Origin of the sequence: Caballeronia sp. AZ1_KS37, from assembly GCF_023631165.1 — a bacterium.
Taxonomy (GTDB): Bacteria; Pseudomonadota; Gammaproteobacteria; order Burkholderiales; family Burkholderiaceae; genus Caballeronia; species Caballeronia zhejiangensis.
The window spans coordinates 98,087-122,850 of the sequence record NZ_JALQDP010000006.1 but is presented as its reverse complement, the minus strand read 5'-3'; the positions used below and the strand labels follow the sequence as shown (position 1 = coordinate 122,850).

General features: G+C 63.1%; 25 protein-coding genes. 9 read left to right on the top strand and 16 right to left on the bottom strand.

Annotated elements, in window-relative coordinates; all coding sequences use genetic code 11:
* Window positions 1-12: 12 nt before the first annotated feature.
* The 6 genes from NCS00_RS06800 to NCS00_RS06775 all read right to left on the bottom strand — a co-directional run bounded on the left by NCS00_RS06800 (window position 13) and on the right by NCS00_RS06775 (window position 4,077).
* Window positions 13-1,401 (bottom strand): replicative DNA helicase, encoded by a 1,389-nt coding sequence (locus NCS00_RS06800; protein WP_008349838.1) that lies wholly within the window; start codon window positions 1,399-1,401, stop codon window positions 13-15.
* Window positions 1,402-1,524: 123 nt separating this feature from the next.
* Window positions 1,525-1,980 (bottom strand): 50S ribosomal protein L9, encoded by a 456-nt coding sequence (rplI, locus tag NCS00_RS06795; RefSeq protein ID WP_008349840.1) that lies wholly within the window; start codon window positions 1,978-1,980, stop codon window positions 1,525-1,527.
* A gap of 29 nt (window positions 1,981-2,009) precedes the next feature.
* Complete coding sequence (gene rpsR / locus NCS00_RS06790) at window positions 2,010-2,285, bottom strand: 30S ribosomal protein S18 (RefSeq protein ID WP_007000150.1); 276 nt, start codon at window positions 2,283-2,285, stop codon at window positions 2,010-2,012.
* Window positions 2,286-2,287: 2 nt separating this feature from the next.
* The gene (priB, locus tag NCS00_RS06785) at window positions 2,288-2,587 is read right to left on the bottom strand and encodes a primosomal replication protein N (protein WP_175980102.1); all 300 of its coding nucleotides are present in this window, start codon (window positions 2,585-2,587) and stop codon (window positions 2,288-2,290) included.
* A 33-nt stretch (window positions 2,588-2,620) separates the two neighbouring features.
* A complete protein-coding gene (gene rpsF / locus NCS00_RS06780; RefSeq protein ID WP_008349848.1) occupies window positions 2,621-2,992 on the bottom strand; it encodes a 30S ribosomal protein S6 in 372 nt (123 codons plus the stop codon).
* Window positions 2,993-3,123: 131 nt separating this feature from the next.
* Window positions 3,124-4,077 carry a LysR family transcriptional regulator gene (locus NCS00_RS06775; protein WP_008349850.1) on the bottom strand — a complete coding sequence of 318 codons (954 nt, stop codon included), beginning with the start codon at window positions 4,075-4,077 and terminating at the stop codon, window positions 3,124-3,126.
* Between the two features lie 168 nt (window positions 4,078-4,245).
* Here NCS00_RS06775 and gcl point away from each other — a divergent pair, with 168 nt between their 5' ends.
* From gcl to lysM, 4 genes are all read left to right on the top strand, one after another.
* The gene (gene gcl, locus NCS00_RS06770; protein WP_175980101.1) at window positions 4,246-6,021 is read left to right on the top strand and encodes a glyoxylate carboligase; all 1,776 of its coding nucleotides are present in this window, start codon (window positions 4,246-4,248) and stop codon (window positions 6,019-6,021) included.
* 70 nt (window positions 6,022-6,091) lie between these two features.
* Entirely contained in the window at window positions 6,092-6,892 is an 801-nt protein-coding gene (gene hyi, locus NCS00_RS06765) for a hydroxypyruvate isomerase (protein ID WP_175980100.1), read from the top strand.
* Between the two features lie 27 nt (window positions 6,893-6,919).
* Window positions 6,920-7,828, top strand: a complete 909-nt coding sequence (locus NCS00_RS06760; protein WP_008349855.1) for a 2-hydroxy-3-oxopropionate reductase — start codon at window positions 6,920-6,922, stop codon at window positions 7,826-7,828.
* Window positions 7,829-8,132: 304 nt separating this feature from the next.
* Window positions 8,133-8,627 (top strand): peptidoglycan-binding protein LysM, encoded by a 495-nt coding sequence (gene lysM, locus NCS00_RS06755; protein ID WP_244808052.1) that lies wholly within the window; start codon window positions 8,133-8,135, stop codon window positions 8,625-8,627.
* Between the two features lie 781 nt (window positions 8,628-9,408).
* On the opposite strand, the gene NCS00_RS06750 is transcribed toward lysM, so the two are convergent.
* The 6 genes from NCS00_RS06750 to NCS00_RS06725 all read right to left on the bottom strand — a co-directional run bounded on the left by NCS00_RS06750 (window position 9,409) and on the right by NCS00_RS06725 (window position 15,349).
* Entirely contained in the window at window positions 9,409-10,410 is a 1,002-nt protein-coding gene (locus NCS00_RS06750) for an asparaginase (RefSeq protein WP_350029718.1), read from the bottom strand.
* Window positions 10,411-10,431: 21 nt separating this feature from the next.
* On the bottom strand, window positions 10,432-11,358 hold the full coding sequence (locus NCS00_RS06745; protein WP_008349894.1) for a CysB family HTH-type transcriptional regulator: 927 nt from the start codon (window positions 11,356-11,358) through the stop codon (window positions 10,432-10,434).
* Between the two features lie 25 nt (window positions 11,359-11,383).
* Window positions 11,384-12,442 (bottom strand): sulfate/molybdate ABC transporter ATP-binding protein, encoded by a 1,059-nt coding sequence (locus NCS00_RS06740; protein ID WP_008349896.1) that lies wholly within the window; start codon window positions 12,440-12,442, stop codon window positions 11,384-11,386.
* Between the two features lie 16 nt (window positions 12,443-12,458).
* Window positions 12,459-13,355, bottom strand: a complete 897-nt coding sequence (cysW, locus tag NCS00_RS06735) for a sulfate ABC transporter permease subunit CysW (protein ID WP_250439660.1) — start codon at window positions 13,353-13,355, stop codon at window positions 12,459-12,461.
* Window positions 13,352-14,236: a sulfate ABC transporter permease subunit CysT gene (cysT, locus tag NCS00_RS06730; protein WP_008349900.1), complete on the bottom strand. Its 885-nt coding sequence runs from the start codon at window positions 14,234-14,236 to the stop codon at window positions 13,352-13,354. Before cysT ends, cysW begins: the two co-directional genes overlap by 4 nt.
* Window positions 14,237-14,326: 90 nt before the next feature.
* A complete protein-coding gene (locus NCS00_RS06725) occupies window positions 14,327-15,349 on the bottom strand; it encodes a sulfate ABC transporter substrate-binding protein (protein ID WP_280519315.1) in 1,023 nt (340 codons plus the stop codon).
* 258 nt (window positions 15,350-15,607) lie between these two features.
* Between NCS00_RS06725 and lexA the strand changes: the two genes are divergently transcribed.
* The 3 genes from lexA to NCS00_RS06710 all read left to right on the top strand — a co-directional run bounded on the left by lexA (window position 15,608) and on the right by NCS00_RS06710 (window position 17,508).
* Entirely contained in the window at window positions 15,608-16,285 is a 678-nt protein-coding gene (gene lexA / locus NCS00_RS06720) for a transcriptional repressor LexA (RefSeq protein WP_008349903.1), read from the top strand.
* A 197-nt stretch (window positions 16,286-16,482) separates the two neighbouring features.
* A complete protein-coding gene (locus NCS00_RS06715) occupies window positions 16,483-16,809 on the top strand; it encodes a hypothetical protein (protein WP_008349906.1) in 327 nt (108 codons plus the stop codon).
* Between the two features lie 99 nt (window positions 16,810-16,908).
* The gene (locus tag NCS00_RS06710; RefSeq protein ID WP_250439658.1) at window positions 16,909-17,508 is read left to right on the top strand and encodes a DUF2939 domain-containing protein; all 600 of its coding nucleotides are present in this window, start codon (window positions 16,909-16,911) and stop codon (window positions 17,506-17,508) included.
* 35 nt (window positions 17,509-17,543) lie between these two features.
* Here the strand turns inward: NCS00_RS06710 and NCS00_RS06705 are convergent, their stop codons facing one another.
* Window positions 17,544-18,053, bottom strand: a complete 510-nt coding sequence (locus NCS00_RS06705) for a universal stress protein (RefSeq protein WP_033535751.1) — start codon at window positions 18,051-18,053, stop codon at window positions 17,544-17,546.
* Window positions 18,054-18,366: 313 nt separating this feature from the next.
* Between NCS00_RS06705 and nodI the strand changes: the two genes are divergently transcribed.
* Window positions 18,367-19,329, top strand: a complete 963-nt coding sequence (gene nodI, locus NCS00_RS06700) for a nodulation factor ABC transporter ATP-binding protein NodI (RefSeq protein WP_008349912.1) — start codon at window positions 18,367-18,369, stop codon at window positions 19,327-19,329.
* A gap of 4 nt (window positions 19,330-19,333) precedes the next feature.
* Window positions 19,334-20,179 (top strand): ABC transporter permease, encoded by an 846-nt coding sequence (locus NCS00_RS06695; RefSeq protein WP_175980093.1) that lies wholly within the window; start codon window positions 19,334-19,336, stop codon window positions 20,177-20,179.
* Between the two features lie 61 nt (window positions 20,180-20,240).
* Here NCS00_RS06695 and gnd read toward each other — a convergent pair whose 3' ends face one another.
* The 3 genes from gnd to NCS00_RS06680 form a co-directional block, all read right to left on the bottom strand.
* The gene (gene gnd / locus NCS00_RS06690; RefSeq protein ID WP_244808049.1) at window positions 20,241-21,221 is read right to left on the bottom strand and encodes a phosphogluconate dehydrogenase (NAD(+)-dependent, decarboxylating); all 981 of its coding nucleotides are present in this window, start codon (window positions 21,219-21,221) and stop codon (window positions 20,241-20,243) included.
* Between the two features lie 5 nt (window positions 21,222-21,226).
* Window positions 21,227-23,320, bottom strand: coding sequence for a transketolase (gene tkt / locus NCS00_RS06685; protein ID WP_008349918.1), 2,094 nt, complete (start codon window positions 23,318-23,320; stop codon window positions 21,227-21,229).
* 289 nt (window positions 23,321-23,609) lie between these two features.
* Complete coding sequence (locus NCS00_RS06680; protein ID WP_250439656.1) at window positions 23,610-24,662, bottom strand: NADP(H)-dependent aldo-keto reductase; 1,053 nt, start codon at window positions 24,660-24,662, stop codon at window positions 23,610-23,612.
* Window positions 24,663-24,764 lie beyond the last annotated feature (102 nt).

Here is a 24,764-nt window from a genome sequence, read left to right as displayed (position 1 = left end):
GCGGTAACTGGCCTATTCGCCGCCGTAGAAGTTTTGTGCGCCCGCGAAGTTGTCGAACTTCGTGTATTGGCCGTGGAAGGTCAGGCGAACCGGCCCGATCGGACCGTTACGCTGCTTGCCGATGATGATTTCCGCCGTGCCCTTGTCGGGGCTGTCGGGATTGTAGACTTCGTCACGATAGATGAAGAGGATCACGTCCGCGTCCTGTTCGATAGCGCCCGATTCGCGCAGGTCCGACATGATCGGCCGCTTGTTCGGACGCTGCTCGAGACCGCGATTCAGCTGCGACAGCGCGATGACCGGCACGTCGAGTTCCTTCGCGAGGCTCTTCAGCGAACGCGATATCTCGGAGATTTCGGTCGCGCGGTTTTCGCCGCCGCCCGAGCCGGACATGAGCTGCAAGTAATCGACGATGATGAGGCCGAGCTTGCCGCACTGCCGCGACAAACGCCGCGCGCGCGAGCGCAGTTCCATCGGATTCAGGCCGCCGGTTTCGTCGATGAAAAGTTGCGCCTCGCTCATTTTCTGGACGGCGTGCGTGAGCTTCGGCCAGTCTTCGTCGGTGAGACGCCCGGTGCGCATGCGATGCTGGTCCAGCCGGCCGACCGAGCCGAGCATACGCATGGTGAGCTGCGTGCCCGGCATTTCCATCGAGAACACGGCGACGGGCAAGCCGTATTCCACGGCCACGTATTCGCCGATATTCATCGAAAAGGCCGTCTTACCCATCGACGGGCGGCCCGCCACGATGATCAGCTCGCCGCCGTGCATGCCCGACGTCATGCGGTCGAGGTCGACGAAGCCTGTCGGCGTGCCGGTCACATCGCTTGGATTGGCTGTGTGATAGAGCGTGTCGATGCGCTCGACGACTTGCGTCAAGAGCGGTCCGATCTCCAGAAAACCCTGCGTGCCGCGCGCGCCCTCTTCGGCGATCGAGAACACGCGCGCTTCGGCTTCGTCGAGAATCTGGCGGACTTCCTTGCCTTGCGGATTGAACGCATCGGCGGAGATTTCATCGGCGACGGAAACCAGACGGCGCAGCACCGCACGATCGCGCACGATCTCCGCGTAACGGCGGATATTCGCCGCGCTCGGCGTGTTCTGCGCGAGCGCGTTCAGATACGCGAGCCCGCCCACTTCCTCGGCCTTGCCGGCCATCGTGAGCGCTTCGTAGACGGTGATGACGTCGGCCGGACGCGTCGAAGCAATCAGCTTGCCGATATGCTCATAAATGATGCGATGGTCGTAGCGATAGAAATCGCCCTGATGCATCACATCGGCGATGCGGTCCCATGCGGCGTTGTCCAGCAGCAGGCCGCCGATCACGGATTGCTCGGCTTCGATCGAGTGCGGCGGGACCTTCAGCGCGTCGAGTTGCGGGTCTTTGGACGGTGCGTTCATGGGGTGGAATTATCGATGAATTCAGCGCGTAGGAACAACGCTCAGACAAATAAAAAAGGCAGGAACCTCGACGGTTCCTGCCTTTCTTTCGTGCGTTGCGAGACGCGAGGCCTCGCCTGAAACTTACGCGTGCTCGCCGAGCACCGACACGTTGACGTCGACGAGGACGTCCGTGTGCAGCGCCACTTGAACCGGATGGTCGCCGACCATCTTGATCGGGCCTTGCGGCAGACGCACTTGCGCCTTTTCCACTTCCGCGAAGCCTTGCTTCTTCAGCGCGTCAGCGATGTCCGCATTCGTGACCGAACCGAACAGACGGCCGTCGACGCCAGCCTTCTGGCCGATCTGAACCGTGAAGCCGTTCAGCTTTTCGCCCTGAGCTTGTGCGGCTGCCAGCTTTTCAGCGGCGACCTTTTCGAGGTCCGCGCGGCGAACTTCGAATTCGGCGATTGCGTCCTTGGTCGCGCGGCGTGCCTTCTTGCCGGGGATCAGGAAGTTACGTGCGTAGCCGTCCTTGACCTTGACGATATCGCCGAGGTTGCCCAGGTTGACGACCTTTTCCAAAAGAATGATTTGCATTTTTGGCTTTCCTTAGTGCGTCGTCTGATTTAGGCCTTGTGCAGGTCGGTGTACGGCAGGAGCGCGAGGAAACGCGCGCGCTTGATTGCCGTGTCGAGCTGGCGCTGATAGTGCGCCTTCGTGCCAGTCAGACGAGCCGGCGTGATCTTGCCGTTTTCGCCGATGAAGTCCTTCAGCGTTTCCGTGTCCTTGTAGTCGATGTACTCGACACCGGCTGCCGTGAAACGGCAGAACTTCTTGCGCTTGAAGAGCGGGTTTTGTTGCTGACGACGCTTGTCGAATTTCTTACCAGTCGGGCGGGGCATGATTAGTCCTTTCCAATGTCCTGCAATTCTGTGATGTGAAACACCAAGGTTCGCGCGTTACGGCTTCTCTTCGCCAGAAAGCCCGTGAAGCGTGTTTCGACGCCCATCGGACAGCTTTCCAGTTTGCCGCTCGCTTCGCCGGCCGCGACCGCCTGCAGAGTCAGTTCGACTTTCCGGGCGATGCCCGCCTCGACGACTTCTGCCGCGTGTTGCAACGTGCAGCTCGCGATCGGGATGCCGGCGGGCGTGTACCGCACCGGTTCGCGTTCCACGACGCTCGCTGTCAGTTGCAGCCGGTTCACTTAAACCTTGGTGGCTGTGGCGAAAGATTCGCCTTAAGCCTGCGCTTCGGACGGCTGGCTGGCCGCCTTCTTGGCTTCTTCGCGCTGCACTTCCTTCATCATCGGCGACGGGCTGGTTTCAGCCTTCTTCATCTTGACGATAAGGTGACGCAGAACGGCGTCGTTGAACTTGAATGCGTGCTCCAGCTCTTCGAGCGTAGCCTGATCGCATTCGATGTTCATGCAGACGTAGTGAGCCTTCGCGAGTTTCTCGATCATGTAGGCCAGTTGGCGACGGCCCCAGTCCTCGATGCGGTGGATCTGACCACCGTGCGACGTGATCGTGCTCTTGTAGCGCTCGATCATCGCGGGCACCTGCTCGCTTTGATCGGGGTGCACGATAAAGACGATTTCGTAATGACGCATATTCACTCCTTGTGCTGACTTTTGGATGAAAGCCACCCGGGCGTCGGACCGGTGCGGCAAGTGAGAAGCCAAAGATTATAGCTTTTCGTGCGCGCTCGCGCAAATGCAAATTCGAACGCCTTTTCAAGCAGTTAGCGGCCGCGCGCGTGCTCGCGCTGCGGTTCGCCGGGAAGCGTCAGCCGACGGCTCCAATATCCGGGTTGCGCGTAGATTTCCTTAAGATAATCAATAAAGTAGCGCACGCGCGCAGGCACGTAGCGCTGCTGCGGATAGACCGCGAGGATGTCGTAATCGGGAAGTTCGAAGTCGTCGAGCACGGTTTCGAGTTCGCCCGATTCCAGTTGCCGCTGGATTTCCCACGTCGAGCGCCAGCCGAGCCCGAGCCCTTCCGAAGCCCAGCGATGCAGCAATTCGCCGTCGTTGCAGTCGAGATTGCCGGTCACGCGCACGGTCACGACCTTGCCATTGCGGCGGAAATACCAGCCGCGGTTCTGCCCGCCCTGCAGATTGAACGCGAGGCAATTGTGATTCGGCAGGTCTTCGAGCGTTTTCGGCCGGCCGTGCTTCTTGAAGTACGCGGGCGTGCCGCAGACGACGCGCCGGTTGCTCGCCAGCTTCACCGCGACGAAATTCGGATCGACCGCGCCGCCGATGCGAATCGACAGGTCATAGCCCTCGCGCACCAGATCGACGACGCGATCGGTCAGATTGAACGACATCTGCAATTCCGGTTTGTCGCGCAGGAACGGCGGCGCGTGCGGCGCGACGTGCATGCGCCCGAAGGCCGCCGGCGCCGACACGATCAGATGCCCGCCCACCGCGCGCCGTCCCGCCGCCAGTTCGTTCTCAGCCTGATCCCAGTCCGCGAGCAGGTTCTTGCAGCGGTCGAGGAACGCCGCGCCCTCTTCGCTCACGACAAGCCGTCGCGTCGAGCGATACATCAGCTTCACGCCGAGGCGCTTTTCGAGCGCGTCGATGCGGCGTCCCAGAATCACGGGCGACACGCCCTCTTCCAGCGCCGCCGCCGCGAGACTGCCCGCCTCGGCCACGCGCACGAACGTTTCTATCTGCTTGAAGCGGTCCATCTGCGTCTCCCGCCGATGCCTCATCACTCGGGCATTCGATACTTTTTGTTTGGAAAAAAGCGACTGACGCTGATCTTATCAAACCTTTTTCACAGACTTAAAGTGCAACGGAACCCTGCTTGAATGCAGACAGCGATTTCGGATAGAGACCCCAGGAAGGAGACAACCATGCCCAAAATGAGAGCCGTCGACGCAGCCGTCCTCGTGCTGGAAAAGGAAGGAATCGATACCGCGTTCGGTGTGCCGGGCGCGGCCATCAACCCGTTTTACTCCGCGATGAAAAAGTCGGGCGGCATCAGCCACGTGCTGGCGCGTCACGTCGAAGGCGCATCGCACATGGCCGAAGGTTATACCCGCGCGGCGCCGGGCAACATCGGCGTGTGCATCGGCACGTCGGGCCCGGCGGGCACGGACATGATCACCGGCCTCTACTCCGCCCAGGCCGATTCGATTCCGATTCTCGCGATCACCGGCCAGGCGCCGCGCGCGCGTCTGTACAAGGAAGATTTCCAGGCCGTCGATATCGAATCGATCGCCAAGCCCGTCACGAAGTGGGCTGTCACCGTGCGCGAGCCGGCGCTCGTGCCGCGCGTGTTCCAGCAGGCTTTCCATCTGATGCGCTCGGGCCGTCCGGGTCCGGTGCTCGTCGATTTGCCGATCGACGTGCAGCTCGCCGAAATCGAATTCGACATCGACACGTACGAGCCGCTGCCGGTCTACAAGCCGAAAGCGACGCGCGCGCAGATCGAAAAAGCGCTGACGATGCTCAACGACGCCGAAAAGCCGTTGATCGTCTCGGGCGGCGGCGTGCTGAACGCGGCGGCGGAAGATCTGCTCGTGCAGTTCGCGGAAACGCTCGGCGTGCCGGTCATTCCGACGCTCATGTCGTGGGGCGCGATTCCCGACGATCATCCGCTGATGGCCGGCATGGTCGGCTTGCAGACGTCGCACCGCTACGGCAACGCGACGATGCTCGCCTCCGATTTCGTGCTCGGCATCGGCAATCGCTGGGCGAACCGCCACACGGGCAGCGTCGAGGTTTACACCAAGGGCCGTAAGTTCGTGCACGTGGATATCGAGCCGACGCAGATCGGCCGCGTGTTCGGACCGGATCTCGGCATCGTCTCCGATGCGAAGGCGGCGCTCGAACTGTTCGTCGAAGTGGCGAAGGAATGGAAGGCCGCGGGCAAGCTGAAGGACCGCGGCGCGTGGGTCGCGGACTGCCAGCAGCGCAAGCGCACGATGCAGCGCAAGACGCACTTCGACAATGTGCCGATGAAGCCGCAGCGCGTCTACGAAGAGATGAACCTCGCGTTCGACCGCGACACCTGCTTCGTCACGACGATCGGTCTGTCGCAGATCGCCGGCGCGCAGTTCCTGCACGTGTTCAAGGCGCGCAACTGGATCAACTGCGGCCAGGCCGGCCCGCTCGGCTGGACGATCCCGGCCGCGCTCGGCGTGCGTGCCGCGGACCCGCAACGCAAGATCGTCGCGCTCTCGGGCGACTACGATTTCCAGTTCATGATCGAAGAGCTCGCCGTCGGCGCGCAATTCAAGCTGCCGTACGTGCACGTCGTCGTGAACAACTCGTATCTCGGCCTGATCCGTCAGGCGCAGCGCGGCTTCGACATGGACTACTGCGTGCAGCTCGCGTTCGACAACATCAACGCACCTGAGCTCGAAGGCTATGGGGTCGATCACGTCGCGGTCGCCGAGGGTCTCGGCTGCAAGGCGCTGCGCGTGTTCAAGCCGGAAGACATCGCGGGCGCGCTGAAGCAGGCGCAAGCGTTGGCGGTGGAGCATCAGGTGCCGGTCGTCGTCGAGATGATTCTCGAACGCGTGACCAACATCGCGATGGGCACCGAGATCGACGCGATCAACGAGTTCGAAGAGCTCGCCGAAACGAAGGCAGATGCACCGACCGCCGTTACGCCGCTCGACTAAAGCATCGCCGCCGCGCGTTCATGCAGGAACGCGCGGCGTGCATCCACTGACCGACCATCAGGAAAGAACAATGCCGAAATTTGCCGCGAATTTGACCATGCTGTTCAACGAAGTCCCGTTTCTCGACCGCTTCGCCGCGGCCGCGAACGCGGGCTTCAAGGCGGTCGAGTTCCTGTTCCCCTATGCCTTCTCGATCAGCGACATCCAGACGCGCCTGAAGGACAACGACCTGCAGATCGTGCTGCACAACCTGCCTGCCGGCAACTGGGAAGCGGGCGAGCGCGGCATCGCGTGTCTGCCGGATCGTGTCGCGGAATTCCGCGACGGCGTGCCGCGCGCGATCGAATACGCGAAGGCGCTGAACGTGCCGCAACTGAACTGTCTCGTCGGGATTCCGACGGCGGGCGTATCGGCGGATCAGGCGCGCGCGACCATCGTCGAAAACTTGCGCTTCGCAGCGGAAGCGCTCAAGAAGGAAGGCATCCGCTTGCTCGTCGAGCCGTGCAACGCGTACGACATTCCGGGCTTCGCGCTGAATCGCTCGAAGGAAGGACTGGACGTGATCCAGGCCGTCGGCTCGGACAATCTGTTCTTGCAGTACGACATCTATCACATGCAGCGGATGGAAGGCGAACTCGCCGCGACGATCACGAAGAACCTGCCGAAGATCGCGCATATCCAGCTCGCCGATAACCCCGGCCGCAACGAACCCGGCACGGGCGAGATCAACTACCCGTTCCTGTTCGGGCTGCTCGACGAGATCGGCTATCAAGGCTGGATCGGCTGCGAGTACAAGCCGCTCAACGGCACGGAAGCGGGCCTCGGCTGGCTGCAGAACATCGGCGGCGTGAAGCAGCACGCGACCGCTTAAACCAGACACATAGGAGGAGCTAGAAGTATGGCAACGATCGGTTTCATCGGCCTCGGCATCATGGGCGCGCACATGGCGCGCAATCTCATCAAGGGCGGCCACAAGCTGGTCGTGAACGGCAAGTTTCCGGTGCCGGACGATATCCGCGCGCAGACGCAGGTCGTCGCGGACTCGACCGAAGTCGCACAGGCGAGCGAAATCGTCATCACGATGGTGCCCGACACGCCCGATGTCGCCGCCGTGCTGTTCGCCGATGACGGCGTCGCGAAGGGTCTCACGAAGGGCAAGCTCGTGATCGACATGAGTTCGATCGCCCCGCTCGAAACGCAGGAGTTCGCGAAGAAGATCAACGCGCTCGGCTGCGACTATCTCGACGCGCCGGTGTCCGGCGGCGAAGTCGGCGCACGCGAAGCGACGCTCACGATCATGGTCGGCGGCCCGGAGAAGTCGTTCAATGTCGCGAAGCCGCTGTTCGAACTGATGGGCAAGAACATTTCGCTCATTGGCGACAACGGCGCGGGTCAGACTTGCAAGGTCGCGAATCAGATCATCGTCGCGCTGAACATCGAGGCGGTCGGCGAGGCGCTGCTCTTCGCGGCACGCTCGGGCGCCGACCCGGAGCGCGTGCGTAAAGCGCTGATGGGCGGCTTCGCGTCGTCGCGCATTCTCGAAGTGCACGGCGAGCGCATGACGAAGCGCACGTTCAATCCGGGCTTCCGTATCGAACTGCATCAGAAGGACCTAAATCTTGCGCTCGACGGCGCGCGCAAGATGGGCCTCGCCCTGCCCCACACCGCGAGTGCGCAGCAGCTTTTCAGCGTATGCGCGGCGAACGGCGGCAAGGCGTGGGATCACTCGGCGCTTGTGCGTGCGCTCGAAATCATGTCGAACTTCCAGGTGGCCGACGAGCCGCAGCAGGCCAAAGCCGCTGCGTGATTCGCGTCACCTGAACCGTGGGGCGTCCCGCGTATGGGCACGCGGGACAAATGCCGCTCTGGGCTGAGGGCGGCAAAGTGGGGTCCGAGAAGCGGCACCCGGCGGTGCGCCGGGTAAGCCTTGGTCGGTCAGACGGTTTGTCGTCGGGTGTCCGCGTCGGATTGTTGCAAACTGCGTCCTAACGCCGATGCATAGTCGGTGCTACAAATCCTTTTGTTGAAACTCAGAACTATCCGGTGGTCATCGCGACTAATCTGCCTAGACTTCGCGGGCCGTAACACCACCGTCAACCAAGGAGTGAACAATGGGAATCCTCAGCTTTATCAAGGAAGCAGGCGAGAAACTCTTCGGCGCAGCCACGCCGAGCGCGCAGGCGGCGCCCGCTGCGGCACCCGTGGATGTCGCCGCGCTAAATCAGAAGGCAGGCGAAGCCATCGCGACGTACATTCGTTCGCAGGGTCTCAATGCGGACAATCTCGATGTGAAATACGACGGCGCTTCGCATACGGTGACCGTTTCGGGTCAGGCGCCGGATCAGGCCACGAAGGAAAAGATTCTCGTCGCCGCGGGCAATGTGCAGCATGTCGATAAGGTCGACGATAAGCTGACCGTGCCGAGTAGCGAGCCTGAATCGCAGTATTACACCGTCGTGTCGGGGGACAATCTTTGGAAGATCGCCGAGAAGTATTACGGCAATGGGTCCAAGAACGATGTGATCTTCGAAGCGAATAAGCCGATGTTGAAGAGTCCGGATAAGATCTATCCGGGGCAAGTGTTGCGGATTCCTGCTGTTAACTGATTGTCTCTGCTCTACTCGAGAACGCGGACTTCGGTTCGCGTTTTTGCTTTCTGCTGAGGTGGATCTTGGTTTGCCTGCGCTTCTCGGCAATCCTGTGATCGTGTCGGTCTATTAGCGTTGCCCCTGTGCGGGGCGGCACTCACTTTCTTTGCTGCTGCAAAGAAAGTAAGCAAAGAAAGCAGCTCCTGATACGCCCGCGGTCACACGCAATTTGGGTAGTCCTCTCGTCCATCGTGGGCTGCCTAAAGAGTGCCCTCAAACACCTAATCGGGCTTGGCTCGCGCACGGTCTGAACCATCGCACCGCACACCAAACTGGTTCAGCACCAAATAGCTCCAGCCCGCTTCGCGGCCGACCGGTCAATCGGGAATGCGCGTGCTTCTCTACTAACGTCTCCATCTCACTGCAATCGCCGCCCTTTGGTTTCCCTTGCATACCCGGCGGCAGCGCGTAGCGCTGTGCCGAAGCCATTTCGTGCTGAACCAGCGCCCTCGAACTTATTGGGCGGCCGACCGTGCGCGAGCCAAGCCCGATTAGGTGTTTGAGGGCACTCTTTAGGCGAGTGCCGCCTGGGACGAGAGGACTACCCAAATTGCGTGTGACCGCGGGCCTGAAAAGCTGCTTTCTTTGCTTACTTTCTTTGCAGCAGCAAAGAAAGTGAGTGCCGCCCCGCACAGGGGCAACGCTGATAGACCGACACGAATACAGGATTCCACGACCGACCGCCAGACCAACCGGCAGCCCGCCGCCGCCCGCCCGCCCCACACCCCAAACACCCACCTCAATAAACATCAAAAACGCGCTGCACGTCCTGCACATTCGAAGCCACTGCAAGCATAAGCAGCACCCGCGCCTTATAAGGATTCAGCGTCCCCGCGCTGACCGTCCCGAGCGCATCATCGTTAGCGGCGCCGTTGCGCATCACATGTCCCGAACCCACGCGCGAAGCGCGCACCACGGCAACGCCCTGCTTCACCGCATCAGCGAGCGCCTGCGTGAGCACCGCATGCATCGAGCCGTTGCCCGTGCCCGCGACGACGATACCTCTCACGCCCGCAGCAACAAGCGCATCGACCGTCACACGAGACACATCCGCGTAGCTCGCGACGATCTCGACCATCGGCCATCGATCGGCGACAGCGAACTCGCTCGCGACGGTATGCGCCCGCACGACCGTGCGCTGAAACTCGACGCGTCCGTCCTGCACGAACCCGAGCACACCGGTCTCAGGCGAGCGAAACGCATCGACGGCATAAGTGCTCGTCTTGGTGACATCGCGCGCGCTGTGAATCTGATTGTTGAAAGCGACGAGCACGCCCTTGCCCGCCGCATCGTTCGACGCCGCGACCGTCACCGCATTGAGCAAATTCAACGGGCCATCGGCGGAAAGCGCGGTCGATGGGCGCATCGCCGCCGTCAGCACGACGGGCTTCGCGCTCTTCACCGTGAGATGCAGCAGATACGCGGTTTCTTCGAGCGTATCGGTGCCGTGCGTGACGACGACGCCATCGATATCGTCCTGCGCAAGCAGCTCATCGATACGCCGCGCGAGTTGCGTCCACAGCGCGGCGCTCATGTCCTTGCTGTCGATGCTCGCGATCTGTTCCGCGTGGATTCGCGCGATCGAGCCGAGCGCGGGCACGGCGTCGAGCAGCTTGTCGACGCCGACGACGCCCGCCTTGTAGCCCGCGGTCTTGGAGGAATCGCCGGCCTGACCGGCAATCGTGCCGCCCGTGGCAAGCACGGCGACACGAGGAAGCGAGGAAGTATTCATGCCGGCGATTGTAAAACAGCCGGCACGACTCTAAGCGGCTTCGCGAAGCTGCGCGGCGATCTGCGCTTCATCGAGTTGCGGCGCGAACATTTCGATCAGCCGATACGCATACGCGCGCAAGAACGCGCCCTTTCGCAAGCCGACACGCGTCGTGCTCGCCTCGAACAGATGCTGCGTATCGAGCGCGACGAGCTCGGTGTCGCGCTTCGCGTCATACGCCATCGCCGCGACGATGCCGATGCCCATGCCCAGTTCGACATACGTCTTGATGACGTCGGCATCGATCGCGGTCAGCACGATATCGGGCATCGCGCCCGCGCTCGCGAACGCCTGATCGACGTGCGAACGCCCGGTGAAATCGTTGTCGTACGTGACGATCGGATATTCGGCGATCTGCTCGAGCGTGATGTTCTCGCGCCCGACGAGCGGATGATCCTTCGGCACAACGACCGTGTGATGCCACGAATAGCACGCAAACGTGACGATGTCCGGATAACGGTCGAGCGCTTCGGTCGAGATGCCGATATCCGCTTCGCCGTTGATGATCATCTGCGCGATCTGCTGCGGGCTGCCCTGACGCAGCGCGAGATGCACCTTCGGAAACACCTCGGTGAACTGGCGGATGACCTTCGGCAACGCGTAACGCGCCTGCGTGTGCGTCGTCGCGACGACGAGATGGCCGTTGTCCTGATCCGCGAACTGGCGCGCGACGCGCCGCAGATTCTCGGCATCGAGCAGCATGCGCTCGATCAGCTGATGCACTTCCTTGCCCGGCTCGGTCAGTCCCGTCAGACGCTTGCCGCGGCGGATGAAGATATCGACGCCGAGTTCGTCCTCGAGATCCTTGATCTGCTTCGACACGCCCGACTGCGACGTGTAAAGGACGTTGGCGACCTCCGTCAGATTCATGTTCTGACGCACGGCCTCGCGCACGAAGCGCAACTGCTGGAAGTTCATGTCAGCCTCTTTGATTTTTATGATGTCACTGCGCGGGAAACACTCGCAACGCGCGTGGAACGGCGGTCACGCCATCGCCGATATCGAGCCTGAGCGCGCGCCACGCCTCGCGATCCAGTTCTGCCTCGATCACGCCGCCCGCGTTGCCTTCGAGCTCGACGCGCACCGAGCCGCCCAGCGTCACGACGCGCCGCACGCCCACCACGATGCCGTCGCGATGCGTGCCGTCGGCGGGATACAGTGCGAGATCATGCGGACGCACGTACGCGAGCGCCCGCCCGCTGAAATGCGCCTGAGCCGCGATCGGGCTCGCGGCGCCATCGGCGATGAAGCCGTTCGCGTTCACTTCGCCCTGCAGCCGGTTCGCGGCGCCGAGAAACTCGTAGACGAAGGACGTCTGCGGATGATCGTACACGTCTTGCGGACTGCCCACCTGCTCCACGCGGCCATGATTCATCACGACGATGCGATCCGCCACTTCGAGCGCCTCTTCCTGGTCGTGCGTGACGAAGAGCGTCGAGATATGCAGATCGTCGTGCAGCCGGCGCAGCCAGCTGCGCAGTTCCTTGCGCACTTTGGCGTCGAGCGCGCCGAACGGCTCGTCGAGCAGCAGCACTTTCGGCTCGACGGCAAGCGCCCGCGCCAGCGCAATACGCTGCCGCTGTCCGCCTGACAGTTCCGACGGAAAACGCTCCGCGAGCCAGTCGAGTTGCACGAGCTTCAGCAGCTCATGCACTTTCTCGCGAATCTTCGCTTCGCTCGGACGCTCGCGGCGCGGCTTCACGCGCAAGCCGAACGCGACGTTCTCGAACACGGTCATGTGCCGGAACAGCGCGTAATGCTGGAACACGAAGCCGACCTGACGCTCGCGCGCGCCGACCGCCGCGACGTCTTCGCCGTGCAGCACGACCTGTCCCGCATCGGCGAATTCGAGACCCGCGATCACGCGCAAGAGCGTGGTCTTGCCGCAGCCCGAAGGCCCGAGCAGCGCGACGAGTTCGCCCGCCGGAAAGTCGAGCGACACGTTGTCGAGCGCGGTGAAATCGCCGAAGCGTTTTTGCAGATTGCGAACGATGATGCTCATGATGTTTATCGGCCTCTCAATTCTGTGCGGTGGCTTTTGCGGCGGTCAATGCTTGCGTCATGCGGCGCTCCGCGAGAAGTTTCAGCGCGAGCGTCACGAGCGCGAGCAGCGCCAGCAGCGACGCCACCGCGAACGCAGCCGAGAAGTTGTATTCGTTGTAGAGAATTTCGACGTGCAGCGGCATCGTGTCCGTCTGCCCGCGGATGTGCCCGGACACCACCGACACCGCGCCGAACTCGCCCATCGCGCGCGCGTTGCAGAGAATCACGCCGTAGAGCAGGCCCCACTTCACGTTGGGCAGCGTCACGCGCCGGAAGATCTGCCATCCCGATGCGCCGAGCACGTGCGCCGCTTCCTCTTCGTCGTTGCCTTGCGCCTGCATCAGCGGAATCAGTTCGCGCGCGACGAACGGAAACGTGACGAAGATCGTCGCGAGCACGATGCCGGGCACCGCGAAGATGATCTGCACGTCGTGCGCGGCGAGCCACGGGCTGAACCATCCTTGCGCGCCGAACATCAGCACGTAGACGAGACCCGAGATGACCGGCGACACCGAGAACGGCAAGTCGATGAGCGTCGTCAGGAGCGCCTTGCCGCGAAACTCGAACTTCGCGATCGCCCACGACGCCGCCAGTCCGAAGACGACATTCAGCGGCACGGCGATCGCGGCGGTGATCAGCGTGAGCTTGATCGCGGACCACGCGTCGGGATCCTTCAGCGACTCGAAGTAATAGTCGATGCCCTTGGCGAACGCCTGCACGAACACCGCGACGAGCGGCACGACGAGAAAGAACGCGAGAAACGCGAGTGCGATACCGGTCAGGAGCCATCGCACGGCGCGCGGCTCGGTGACGGGATTGAGGCCGTGCGCGTCGCGCTGTGTCGTCGTCTGCAATGGAAGCACCTTGCTCATGCCGTTTCTCCCGCTGCCAGGGAGACGTTGACCGGCGCCGCGCCCGTCTTGCTCGTGCGGCGCTGCAGCCACCATTGCAGCGTGTTGATCAACAGAAGCATGAGGAACGACACGCACAGCATCACGACGGCGAGCGCGGTCGCGCCGGCATAGTCGTACTGTTCGAGCTTCGTGATGATGAGCAGCGACGTGATCTCCGACTTCATCGGCACGTTGCCCGCGATGAAAATCACCGAGCCGTATTCGCCCAACGCGCGCGCGAACGCGAGTGCGAAGCCCGTCAGCAGCGCCGGAAAGAGCGACGGCAGCACGACGCGCCGGAACGTGAGCCAGCGCGTCGCGCCGAGGCACGCGGCGGCTTCTTCCTGCTCGCGCTCGAAGTCTTCGAGCACGGGCTGCACGGTACGCACGACGAACGGCAGGCCGATGAACGTCAGCGCGACGAGCACGCCGAGCGGCGTGAACGCGACCTTGATGCCGAGCGGCGCGAGATATTGCCCGATCCAGCCATTGCCCGCGTAGACCGCGGCGAGCGAAATGCCGGCGACCGACGTCGGCAGCGCGAACGGCAGGTCGACCATCGCATCGACGATGCGCTTGAACGGGAACGTGTAGCGCACGAGCACCCACGCGACGAGAAAACCGAACACCGCGTTGATGAGCGCGCCGCCGAGCGCCGCGCCGAACGTCAGCCGATACGATGCGAGCACGCGCGGCGACGTCACCGCGCGCACGAACTGCGCCCAGTCGAGCGTCGCCGTCTTAGCGAAGGTGGCGGCAAGCGGAATCAGCACCACGAGGCTCAGATAAGCCACCGTGATGCCGAGTGTCAGGCCGAAACCGGGTAGCGCGCTCGGTTTCCTGAATGTGAGAGTCGTCATCCTTGAATCATCCTTTTTGCGCGCGGGGTGGGCGCGCGTTGCTGCTTCGGGCGCGCGGCGTCTTGAACGCGCCGCGTCGCCGGTTGACGCTTATTGCGGCTGATAGATCGAATCGAACACGCCGCCATCCGCGAAATGCGTCTTCTGCGCCTTGGTCCAGCCGCCGAAGGTGTCGTCGATGGTATAGAGCTTCAGCTTCGGAAACTGCTTCGTCAGATCGGCGGGCACCTTGTCCGAACGCGGCCGATAGAAATTGCGCGCGGCGATCTGCTGCCCTTCGTCGCTATACAGATACTTGAGATACGCTTCGGCGAGCTTGCGCGTGCCGTGTTTGTCGACGACCTTGTCGACCACCGCGACCGGCGGCTCCGCCAGAATGCTCACGGACGGCACCACGATCTCGAACTTGTCCGGACCGAATTCCTTCAGGGACAGGAACGCCTCGTTTTCCCACGCGATGAGCACGTCGCCCTGACCGCGCTGCACGAAGCTCGTCGTCGCGCCGCGCGCGCCGGAATCCAGCACGCCGGCGTTCTTGTAGAGCTTCGTCACGAACTCCTTGGCGGTCTGCTCGTTGCCGCCCGGCTTGTGCTGCGCGTACGCCCACGCCGCGAGGTAGTTCCAGCGCGCGCCGCCCGATGTCTTCGGATTCGGCGTGACGATCGACACGCCCGGCTTCGTCAGATCGTCCCAGTCCTTGATGTGCTTCGGATTGCCCTTGCGCACGAGAAACACGATCGTCGACGTGTACGGCGATGCGTTGTCCGGCAGGCGCTTCTGCCAGTCCGCGCCGACGAGTCCCTTGCCCGCGAGCGCGTCGATGTCATAAGCGAGCGCGAGCGTAACGACGTCCGCCTGCAGTCCGTCGATGACCGCGCGCGCCTGGCCGCCCGACCCGCCATGCGACTGCTTGAAGGTTACGGTCTCGCCCGTCTCCGCCTTCCACTTTTTCGCGAAAGCCTGATTGAAGTCCTGATACAGCTCGCGGGTCGGGTCGTAGGAAACGTTCAGAAACGACGTATCCGCCTGCGCCGGCGCCGTCATGATCAAACCCGCCGCGCCAAGCGTCGCCGCAGCAAGAAGCCGTCGCAATCCCGTGTTGATGCTTTGCATTCCCCGTTCTCCGTCTTATCGAATTGACGGAATGAGTCTAACGAGGCCTCTATATGATTGAAAATAATCGTTATTCACTTTTTTATACGTAAAACTGCTAAGAACGATATTCCTGGATGGAAGAAGCGCCGGCGGGCGCGATTCGACGGTGCGGAGGCTTCGTGGCCGCGAACTTAAAGTAAAGCTTGAAAAGCGCCAAATACTGTATAAAAATACAGTCACCTGTCCATTCATACAGTGCATCAGGGGCTCGAGCCAGTGACCAAAACATCAAAACTTACCGCGCGGCAGCAGCAGGTGTTCGAACTCATCCAGCGCGCGATCGACCGCACGGGCTTTCCGCCCACGCGCGCCGAGATCGCGGCGGAGCTCGGCTTCAGTTCGGCCAATTCCGCCGAGGAGCACCTCAGGGCGCTGGCCCGCAAGGGCGTCATCGAGCTGGCGGCGGGTTCGTCGCGCGGCATCCGGCTGCTCGGCGATGCATCTCGCATCGATCGGTCCGAGGAGCTGCCGCATCAGTTCACGCTGCCGCATCAGAGCATCATGCAATTGTCTCTGCCGCTCGTCGGCCGGGTCGCGGCGGGGAGTCCTATCCTCGCGCAAGAGCACATCTCGCAGCACTATGCGTGTGACCCCGCGCTCTTCTCCAGCAAGCCGGACTATCTGTTGAAGGTGCGCGGCCTCTCGATGCGCGACGCAGGCATTCTCGACGGCGATCTTCTCGCCGTGCAAAAGCGCAACGAAGCGAAAGACGGACAGATCGTCGTCGCGCGTCTTGGCGACGACGTCACGGTCAAGCGCTGGAAACGGCGCGCGGACGGCGTCGAACTGATCGCCGAAAACCCCGAGTATGAAAACATCTTCGTGCGCGCCGGCAGCGGCGATTTCGCGCTTGAAGGCATTGCCGTCGGGCTGATCCGCTCCGGCGAGTTCTGATGTTGGCCCGCGAACGGGCAAGGCACGAAAGTCGAAGCACATTACTTTCGCACCGAGACACGAAATGTCTCATTGACATCGCAAGATAGCCTCACCAACCGCTTTCGACACCTGATTCAGGCGTCTCACAACACAACAAGCATGACGGCCACCGCGCGCGGTGCGCCGCGGTGCGTCCTATCGTCTGGAGAGTCATCATGGAACGTTTTGCCCGTCTGCTGCCCTTCCGTCAATTCGGCCGCCTGCGCCATCTGCGCACGCTGATCGCCTGCGGCATGCCGCGCGCCGAAGCCACGCCCGATCTCTTCAACGAAATGCCCGCGTTGCCGTCCCGTCAGCCGGCCTTCGCTCGCGTTTCCCTCAACAGCACGGTGCACGCCGAGGCCGAGCAGCGCGCGCCAGTGCGCGTGTATCGCGGGCAATCGCGCGTGATTCTGGTGGGCAAGATCGACGAGGTTTCGCGCATGATCGACCGCTGCATCGCCGAGGAAAATGCCGGGCTGGCCGGCGGAATCCTCGCCTGAATGGAACGCCATCGCACGCACGACGTGAATTCACGGGATTTAACCGGCGCCCGCGCGGTCAATCCGTAATTCACGTTTTGCAAGAGGCTTGGCCCAAGCATGTCCCGCACTACCCGTTCTATTGTCGTTACGCTCGTCGTCCTCGTTATCGTCGCGGTGCTCGGTTTCGTTTACGCATCGCCTTACATCGCACTCGATCGCGTGAAGCGCGCGGCCGATGCGCGCGATGCGCAAACCGTCAACGAATACGTCGATTTTCCGGCGTTGCGCGCGAGCCTCAAGGACCAGATCGCGGCGCTGCTCACGCGTCGCGTGGATATTCAAAAGAGCGGGAATCCGCTCGCGATCATCGGTGCGATGATCGGCGCGGCGCTCGTCGGTCCGCTGGTGGATTCGTATGCCACACCGGACGGCGTCGCGGCGATTCTGAACGGCATCCCGCCGCGCGGCGATCCGGGCGAGCGTCCGCCGCAAGCTGGCGACGGCGCACCAGCGAATGCGGGGAATGGGCCCGCGTCCGGCGTCACGACCGCACGGCAGCCGCCGAAAGAGCCACCTCAGACGACGGCGGGTTATCGAAGCCTGAACACGTTCGTCGTCACGTATCAACACGGCGCCGGCGATGCGCGATACTCCGCGATCTTCCACCGCAACGGGCTCGTGTCGTGGAAGCTCGTCGCGGTCGATCTCAACGGTTGACGCGTCAAGCGTCGCGGTTCACGCTTCGCACCGCATCACGCCCCGGCTTCGGCCTTGACGGGCTTCGCCGCGTACGCCGCTTCGTCTTCCGCTTCGGCCGATTCACCGGCCTGACAGACGGCAACCAGGATGCTGCACTTCACGCGATCCAGCAGCGGCGTGTTGCCCGCGCCCATCCACCAGCGCGCGAGGCCGCTGCGGCAGCGATGCCCGACGACGACGAGATCGACCTGAAGGCTGTCGGCGAGCGCCGCGATTTCGTCGATCGGATGGCCGAACGCGAAATGTCCCTGTGCCTGAAGGCCACGCTCGCGCAGCCATTCGACGCCCTCTTGCAGGATGTCGCGCGCGGCCTCTTCGAAGCGTCCGCAGGCCATGTCGGTTAGCAGTCCGGCGCTCTGCGCGATGCTCGAGCGCATATCCACCACCGCGAGCACATGCGTCTCCGCATTCAGGTCGAGCGCGAGATTGGCGCCCTGACGCAGTGCCTTGCGGCCTTCTCTGGAGCCGTCGTAGCACAGCAGGATTTTTCGGTAGCTCTCCATCTTGACCTCCCTGGCCAACGTGCCGTTGAGCGCGACTTGCCCGCGGCGTTGATTCATCATCGTGCGTCGTCCCATGGGAGACAACGCTGGAAAACGCTTACCGGCGCGAACACGCTAGCTCGCACCGTGCCAGAACCACAAAAACGTCGACGGACAAGCCTCTGGCACTTTCGGCCGGAACCGGTTCGACGCGCCCCGCACCGGTTTGACACGCGCGCGCAGCATGCGGTTGCACGCCAAGCGCCGCCTTGGTGCAATGGATTACACTAGCCCGCTGGATTTCCCTCATCCGGCTTTCCCTGCGCACAGATGCATGACTGATCAATCTTTGCAACAAAGCGCTACACGCGACGCCGATGGAAACCGCGCACCCGCCATCGAATTCAGCGAAGTAAGGAAGCACTACGGCGAGCGCACGGTCGTCGACGGCCTGTCGTTCGATGTGCGGCCCGGCGAATGCTTCGGACTGCTCGGACCGAACGGCGCGGGCAAGACGACGACGCTCAAGATGCTGCTCGGCATCACTTCGCCCGATAGCGGCGCGATCCGTCTCGTCGGCGAGCCGGTGCCCGCGCGCGCCCGATTCGCCCGCGAGCGTGTGGGCGTCGTACCGCAGTTCGACAATCTCGATCCCGATTTCACTGTCCGCGAAAATCTGACGGTGTTCGGCCGCTACTTCGGCCTGACGGGCGCGCGCATGGATGCGCTCGTACCGTCGCTCCTGGAGTTCGCGCGGCTGGAGAGCAAGGCCGATGCGCGCGTCGGCGAGTTGTCGGGCGGCATGAAGCGGCGTCTCACGCTCGCGCGCGCGCTCGTCAACGATCCCGATGTGCTCGTGATGGACGAACCGACCACCGGGCTCGATCCGCAAGCGCGGCATCTGATCTGGGAGCGTCTGCGCTCGCTGCTTGCGCGCGGCAAGACCATTCTGCTGACGACGCATTTCATGGAAGAAGCCGAGCGTCTCTGCGATCGCCTGTGCGTGATCGAGGAGGGCCGCAAGATCGCCGAAGGACGGCCGCGCGAGCTGATCGAATCGGTGATCGGCTCGGACGTGATCGAAATCTACGGACCCGATCCGCAAGCGCTCGCCGCCGAGCTTGCGCCGCTCGTCGCGCGCATGGAAGTGAGCGGCGAGACGCTCTTTTGCTACGTCGACGATCCGCAGCCCGTGCATGCGCGCGTGAAGGGCCGCGCGGACGTGCGCTATCTGCATCGTCCGGCGAATCTCGAAGATGTTTTCCTGCGTCTCACCGGACGTGAGATGGTGGACTGAGCCAATGGATACGCTCGAACGATCCCGCATCGACAAACAGCGCGAGCCGAAGCGCGCACAAAACCTCACGCCGCTTTCCAGCGCGTTGCCCGCGAACGCCACGCACTGGATGTCCGTGTGGCGGCGCAACTATCTCGTCTGGAAGAAACTCGCGATCGCCTCGATGATCGGCAATCTCGCCGATCCGATGATCTACCTCTTCGGCCTCGGCCTCGGTCTGGGCCTGATGGTCGGGCACGTCGACGGCGTGTCGTATATCGCGTTCCTCGCGGCGGGCACGGCGGCGTCGAGCGTGATGATGTCCGCGAGCTTCGAATCGATGTACTCCGGCTTCTCGCGCATGCACGTTCAGCGCACCTGGGAAGCGATCATGCACACGCCGCTCACGCTCGGCGATATCGTGCTTGGCGAGATCGTCTGGGCCGCGAGCAAGTCGGTGCTGTCGGGCGTGGCGATCATGATCGTCGCGGGCGCGCTCGGCTATGCGAGCTTTCCGTCGATGCTGATCGCGTTGCCGGTCATCGTGCTGACAGGACTCGCGTTCGCCAGCACGGCGATGGTCGTCACCGCGCTGGCGCCGAGCTACGACTTCTTCATGTTCTATCAGACGCTCGCGCTCACGCCGATGCTCCTGCTCTCCGGCGTCTTCTTTCCCATCGCGCAACTGCCCGCGATCGCGCAACACGTCACGCAGGTCTTGCCGCTGTATCACGCGGTGGAGCTGATCCGTCCGGCGATGCTCGGCCGCCCGTTCGACGGCTTCGCGCTGCATGCGCTCGTGCTCTGCGCGTATGCGGTCGTGCCGTTCTTCCTGTGCGCGTGGCTTTTCAGGCGGCGCATGATGAAATGAAAGACGGCGATGGACTTCGAAAGCCCATCGCCGTTTTGACATCGCCGAAAAGGAAAGCGCGCTACTTCACCGGAAACTCGTGATGCCCGCCGAAGCCGAAGCGCATCGCGGACAACATGCGTTCCGGGAACGATTCGGCATCGCGCGAACGGAACCGCGTGTACAGCGCCGCCGACAGCACTTGCGCCGGCACCGCTTCCTCGATTGCCGCTTCGATCGTCCATCGTCCTTCGCCGCTGTCCGCGACTTCGGTGGAATAGCGGTCGAGCGAGCCGTCGCCCGCGAGCGCGCCCGCGGTCAGATCGAGCAGCCACGACGACACCACGCTGCCGCGACGCCACACTTCCGCGATATCGGCGAGATCGAGCGAGTAACGCTCGTTCTCCGGCAGTTCCGTCGAGTCCTTGCGCTCGAGCACGTGAAAGCCTTCGGCATAGGCCTGCATCAGTCCGTATTCGATGCCGTTGTGCACCATCTTGACGAAATGCCCCGACCCGACCGGCCCGCAGTGCATGTAGCCGTTCTCGACGCGCGCATCGCGTCCTTCGCGGCCCGGCGTCGCGGGAATGTCGCCGCGTCCCGGCGCGAGCGTCGCGAGAATCGGATCGATGCGGCGCACGACCGGCTCGTCGCCGCCGATCATCATGCAGTAGCCGCGCGTCAGGCCCCACACGCCGCCCGACGTGCCGACGTCGACGTAATGGATGCCCTGCTCGCGCAACTGCGCGGCGCGGCGGATATCGTCCTTGTAGAAGCTGTTGCCGCCGTCGATGATCACGTCGTCCGCGCCGAGGATCTTGTGCAGATCGTTGAGCGTGTCTTCGGTGATTTTCCCCGCCGGCAGCATCAGCCAGACGACGCGCGGCGCGGTCAGTTTCGCGACGAGATCGCCGAGATCCTTCGCGCCCGTCGCGCCTTCGCTCGCGAGCGCTTCGGTGGCCTCCGGATTGTGGTCGTACACGACGCACGTATGTCCGCCGCGCATGAGCCGCCGCCCGATGTTGCCGCCCATGCGCCCCAGTCCCACGATGCCGATCTGCATGATGGTCACTCCTTCCCGTTGGATTTCACGCGTTCGATCTGCTTCTTCGCGGCGTCGTAGACCGCTTCGGGCGTGAAGCCGAACTTCGTCTTCAGCGCCTTCAATGGCGCGGATGCGCCGAACGTGTGCATGACGATCTGCGATCCGAGGCGGCCGACGTAGCGGTCCCACCCGAGCGTCGCGGCCTGCTCGACGCACACGCGCGCATGCACGTCCGGCGGCAGCACCGATTCCTTGTACGCGAGATCCTGCTTCTCGAAGATGTCCCACGACGGCATCGACACGACGCGCGCCGCGACGCCTTCGCTTGTCAGCTTCTCGTACGCCTCGACGCAAAGCGACACTTCGCTGCCCGTCGCGAGCAGCAGCACCTCGGGCTTCTTGCCGCCTTCGGTATCGGCGAGCACGTAGGCGCCGCGCTTCACGCCTTCGGCGGACGCGTATTTCTTGCGGTCGAACGTCGGCAGCGGCTGGCGCGTCAGCACGATGCACGACGGCTCCTTCGGATGCGTCAGCGCGACGCGCCACGCTTCTGCGACTTCGTTCGCGTCGGCGGGACGCAGCGTGCACAGGCCCGGCACGCCGCGCAGCGAGGCGAGCTGCTCGATCGGCTGATGCGTCGGACCGTCTTCGCCGACGCCGATCGAATCGTGCGTGAACACGTAGATCACCGGCACTTCCATGATCGCGGACAGGCGGATCGGCGGCTTCATGTAGTCGCTGAAAATCAGGAACGTCGATCCGTACGGACGCAAGCCCGACAGCGCGAGGCCGTTGCAGACCGCGCCCATGCCGTGCTCGCGAATGCCGAAGTGCAGATTGCGTCCGCCGTAGCTGTCGTGCTCGAAGCTGCCCGCGCCTTCGAACTTCAGATTCGTCTTCGTCGATGGTGACAGGTCTGCCGCGCCGCCGATCAGCCAAGGCACGCGCGGCGCAATCGCATTCAGCACCTTGCCGGACGAATCGCGCGTCGCGAGGCCCTTGGCGTCCGCCTCGAAGGTCGGGATGTCCGCGTCCCAGTTGTCGGGAAGCTTGCCTTCGAGCATCTGCCACGCTTCTTTCGCGAGTTCCGGATTGGCCTTCTCGTAGGCGTCGAAGCGCTGCTTCCACTCGGCGTGCAGCTTCTTGCCGCGCGCGCCCATGCCGTCGGCGAAGTGCTGCATGACGCCGTCGGGCACGTAGAACTGCTTGTCCTCCGGCCAGCCGTAGAACTTCTTCGCGAGCTTGACCTCTTCCTCCCCGAGCGCCTCGCCGTGCGCGCTCGCGGTGTTCTGCTTGTTCGGCGCGCCCCAGCCGATGATGCTTTTCACGACGATCAGCGTCGGCTTGTCGGTGTGCGACTTCGCCTTGTTGATGGCCGCTTCGAGCGCGTCCGCGTCGTTGGCGTCGTCGACGTGCAGCGTGTGCCAGTTGTAGCCGTGAAAGCGCGCTTCCACGTCGTCGCTGTAGGCGAGCTCCGTATGGCCTTCGATGGTGATGGTGTTGCTGTCGTAGATCCAGATGAGATTCGACAGCCGCAGATGCCCCGCGAGCGACGCCGCTTCGTGCGACACGCCTTCCATCATGTCGCCGTCGCCGCACAGTGCGTAGACGCGGTAATCGAAGAGCTTGTCGTCGCCCTTGTTGAAGCGGCTCTCCTTCCAGCGCGCGGCCATCGCCATGCCCACGCTGTTGCCGAGGCCCTGGCCGAGCGGTCCGGTCGTCGTCTCGACGCCCGTTGTCATGCGGTATTCCGGATGGCCCGGCGTCTTGCTGTCGAGCTGGCGGAACTGCTTGATATCGTCAATCGACACGGCGGGCTTGCCGGTCGGCTTGCCGTCGCCGTCGAACTCCTTCACGCCGGCAAGATGCAACAGCGAGTACAGCAGCATCGACGCATGCCCGACCGACAGCACGAAGCGGTCGCGATTCGGCCATAGCGGCGCGTCGGGATCGTAACGAAGATGGTTCTGCCACAGATGGAACGCGACCGGCGCGAGCGCCATCGGCGTGCCGGGGTGGCCGGAATTGGCCTTCTGCACGGCGTCCATCGAGAGCGTGCGGATGGTGTCGATCGTGAGGCGATCGAGATCTTTGGCCTGAGGTGTTGCTTGAGACATGAGCGACGACTCCTTTGCGAAGAGCGCGCTGTGGCGAGGGGCGCCGCAGCGGGCAACCAGGACCATCGAGCAAGTGCAGTGCCTTACGAAAAGTACCGCACCGCGAATGACACGGGAGCGCGCCGCGAATCCTCGGGTGCGGGATTCGGGCGGCGTTACGGCAGAGTACGGGCCAAAAATTAGGCCGGTATTACAGAGCGATAAACGACGGGCACGCGAACGTCAATGCTGACACATTCGCGGCAAAGGCATGCAATTCTTCGCCAAATGCTTGAGCCGGCGAAGGAAATCAGGGCGCCGGATTCGGCTGACGCTCGTGCAGCGCGTCGATTCCGGCCAGGATTTCGTCCGACAGTTCGATGTTCACGCTACCGATGTTCTCCTTCAACTGCGGCATCGACGTCGCGCCGATCAGCGTACTCGTCGTGAACGGGCGCGTGTTGACGTACGCGAGCGCGAGTTGCGTCGGCGTGAGTCCGTGGCGTTTCGCCAGTTCGACGTACGACGTGATCGCCGCGATCGCCTGCGGCTTGCTGTAGCGCTGGAAACGCTCGAACAGCGTGATGCGCGCGCCCGCCGGACGCGCCCCGCCCTCGTACTTGCCCGACAGCCAGCCGAACGCGAGCGGCGAATACGCGAGCAGCCCGACGCCTTCCTTGTGCGTGAACTCCGACAGCCCGAGCTCGTAAGTGCGATTCACGAGGCTGTACGGATTCTGAATGCTGACGATTTTCGGCAGCCCCGCCGTTTCGGCCGCGCGCAGGAATTGCGCGACACCCCACGGCGTTTCGTTCGACACGCCCACATGACGGATCTTGCCCGCCTTCACGAGATCGGCGAGCGCCGCGAGCGTTTCCTCGATCGGCACCGTGTATTCATCGTCGATATAGGGATAGCTGGATCGGCCGAACGTCATCGTGCTGCGATCGGGCCAATGCAGCTGATACAGATCGACGTAATCCGTTTGCAGGCGCTTCAGGCTGCCGTCGATGGCTTCGTTCAGATTCTTGCGATCGAACTGGTTGCCCGCGCCGCGGATATGCCGCGGATTGTGCGGCTGGCGCGCGGGCCCGGCGATTTTCGTCGCAAGGACGATATCGGCGCGCTTCGCCGGATGCTTCGCGAGCCACGTACCGATGTATTCCTCCGTGCGGCCCTGCGTCTCGGGGCGCGGCGGCACCGGATACATCTCGGCGGCGTCGATGAGATTCACGCCTTGGGCGAGCGCGTAATCGATCTGCTCGTGCGCTTCGCTTTCGGTGTTCTGCTCGCCCCAGGTCATGGTGCCGAGCCCGATCAGGCTGACGTCGATACCCGAATCGCCGAGTTTCCGAAACTTCATTGCTCATTCCTCTTGTTGACGAGTTGTTTGCGCGCTGTGGGGAGACCGTAGGCGCTTTGTCGGACAGGCTGCCTGGCTGATTTTCCGGCAATCGCAAAACCT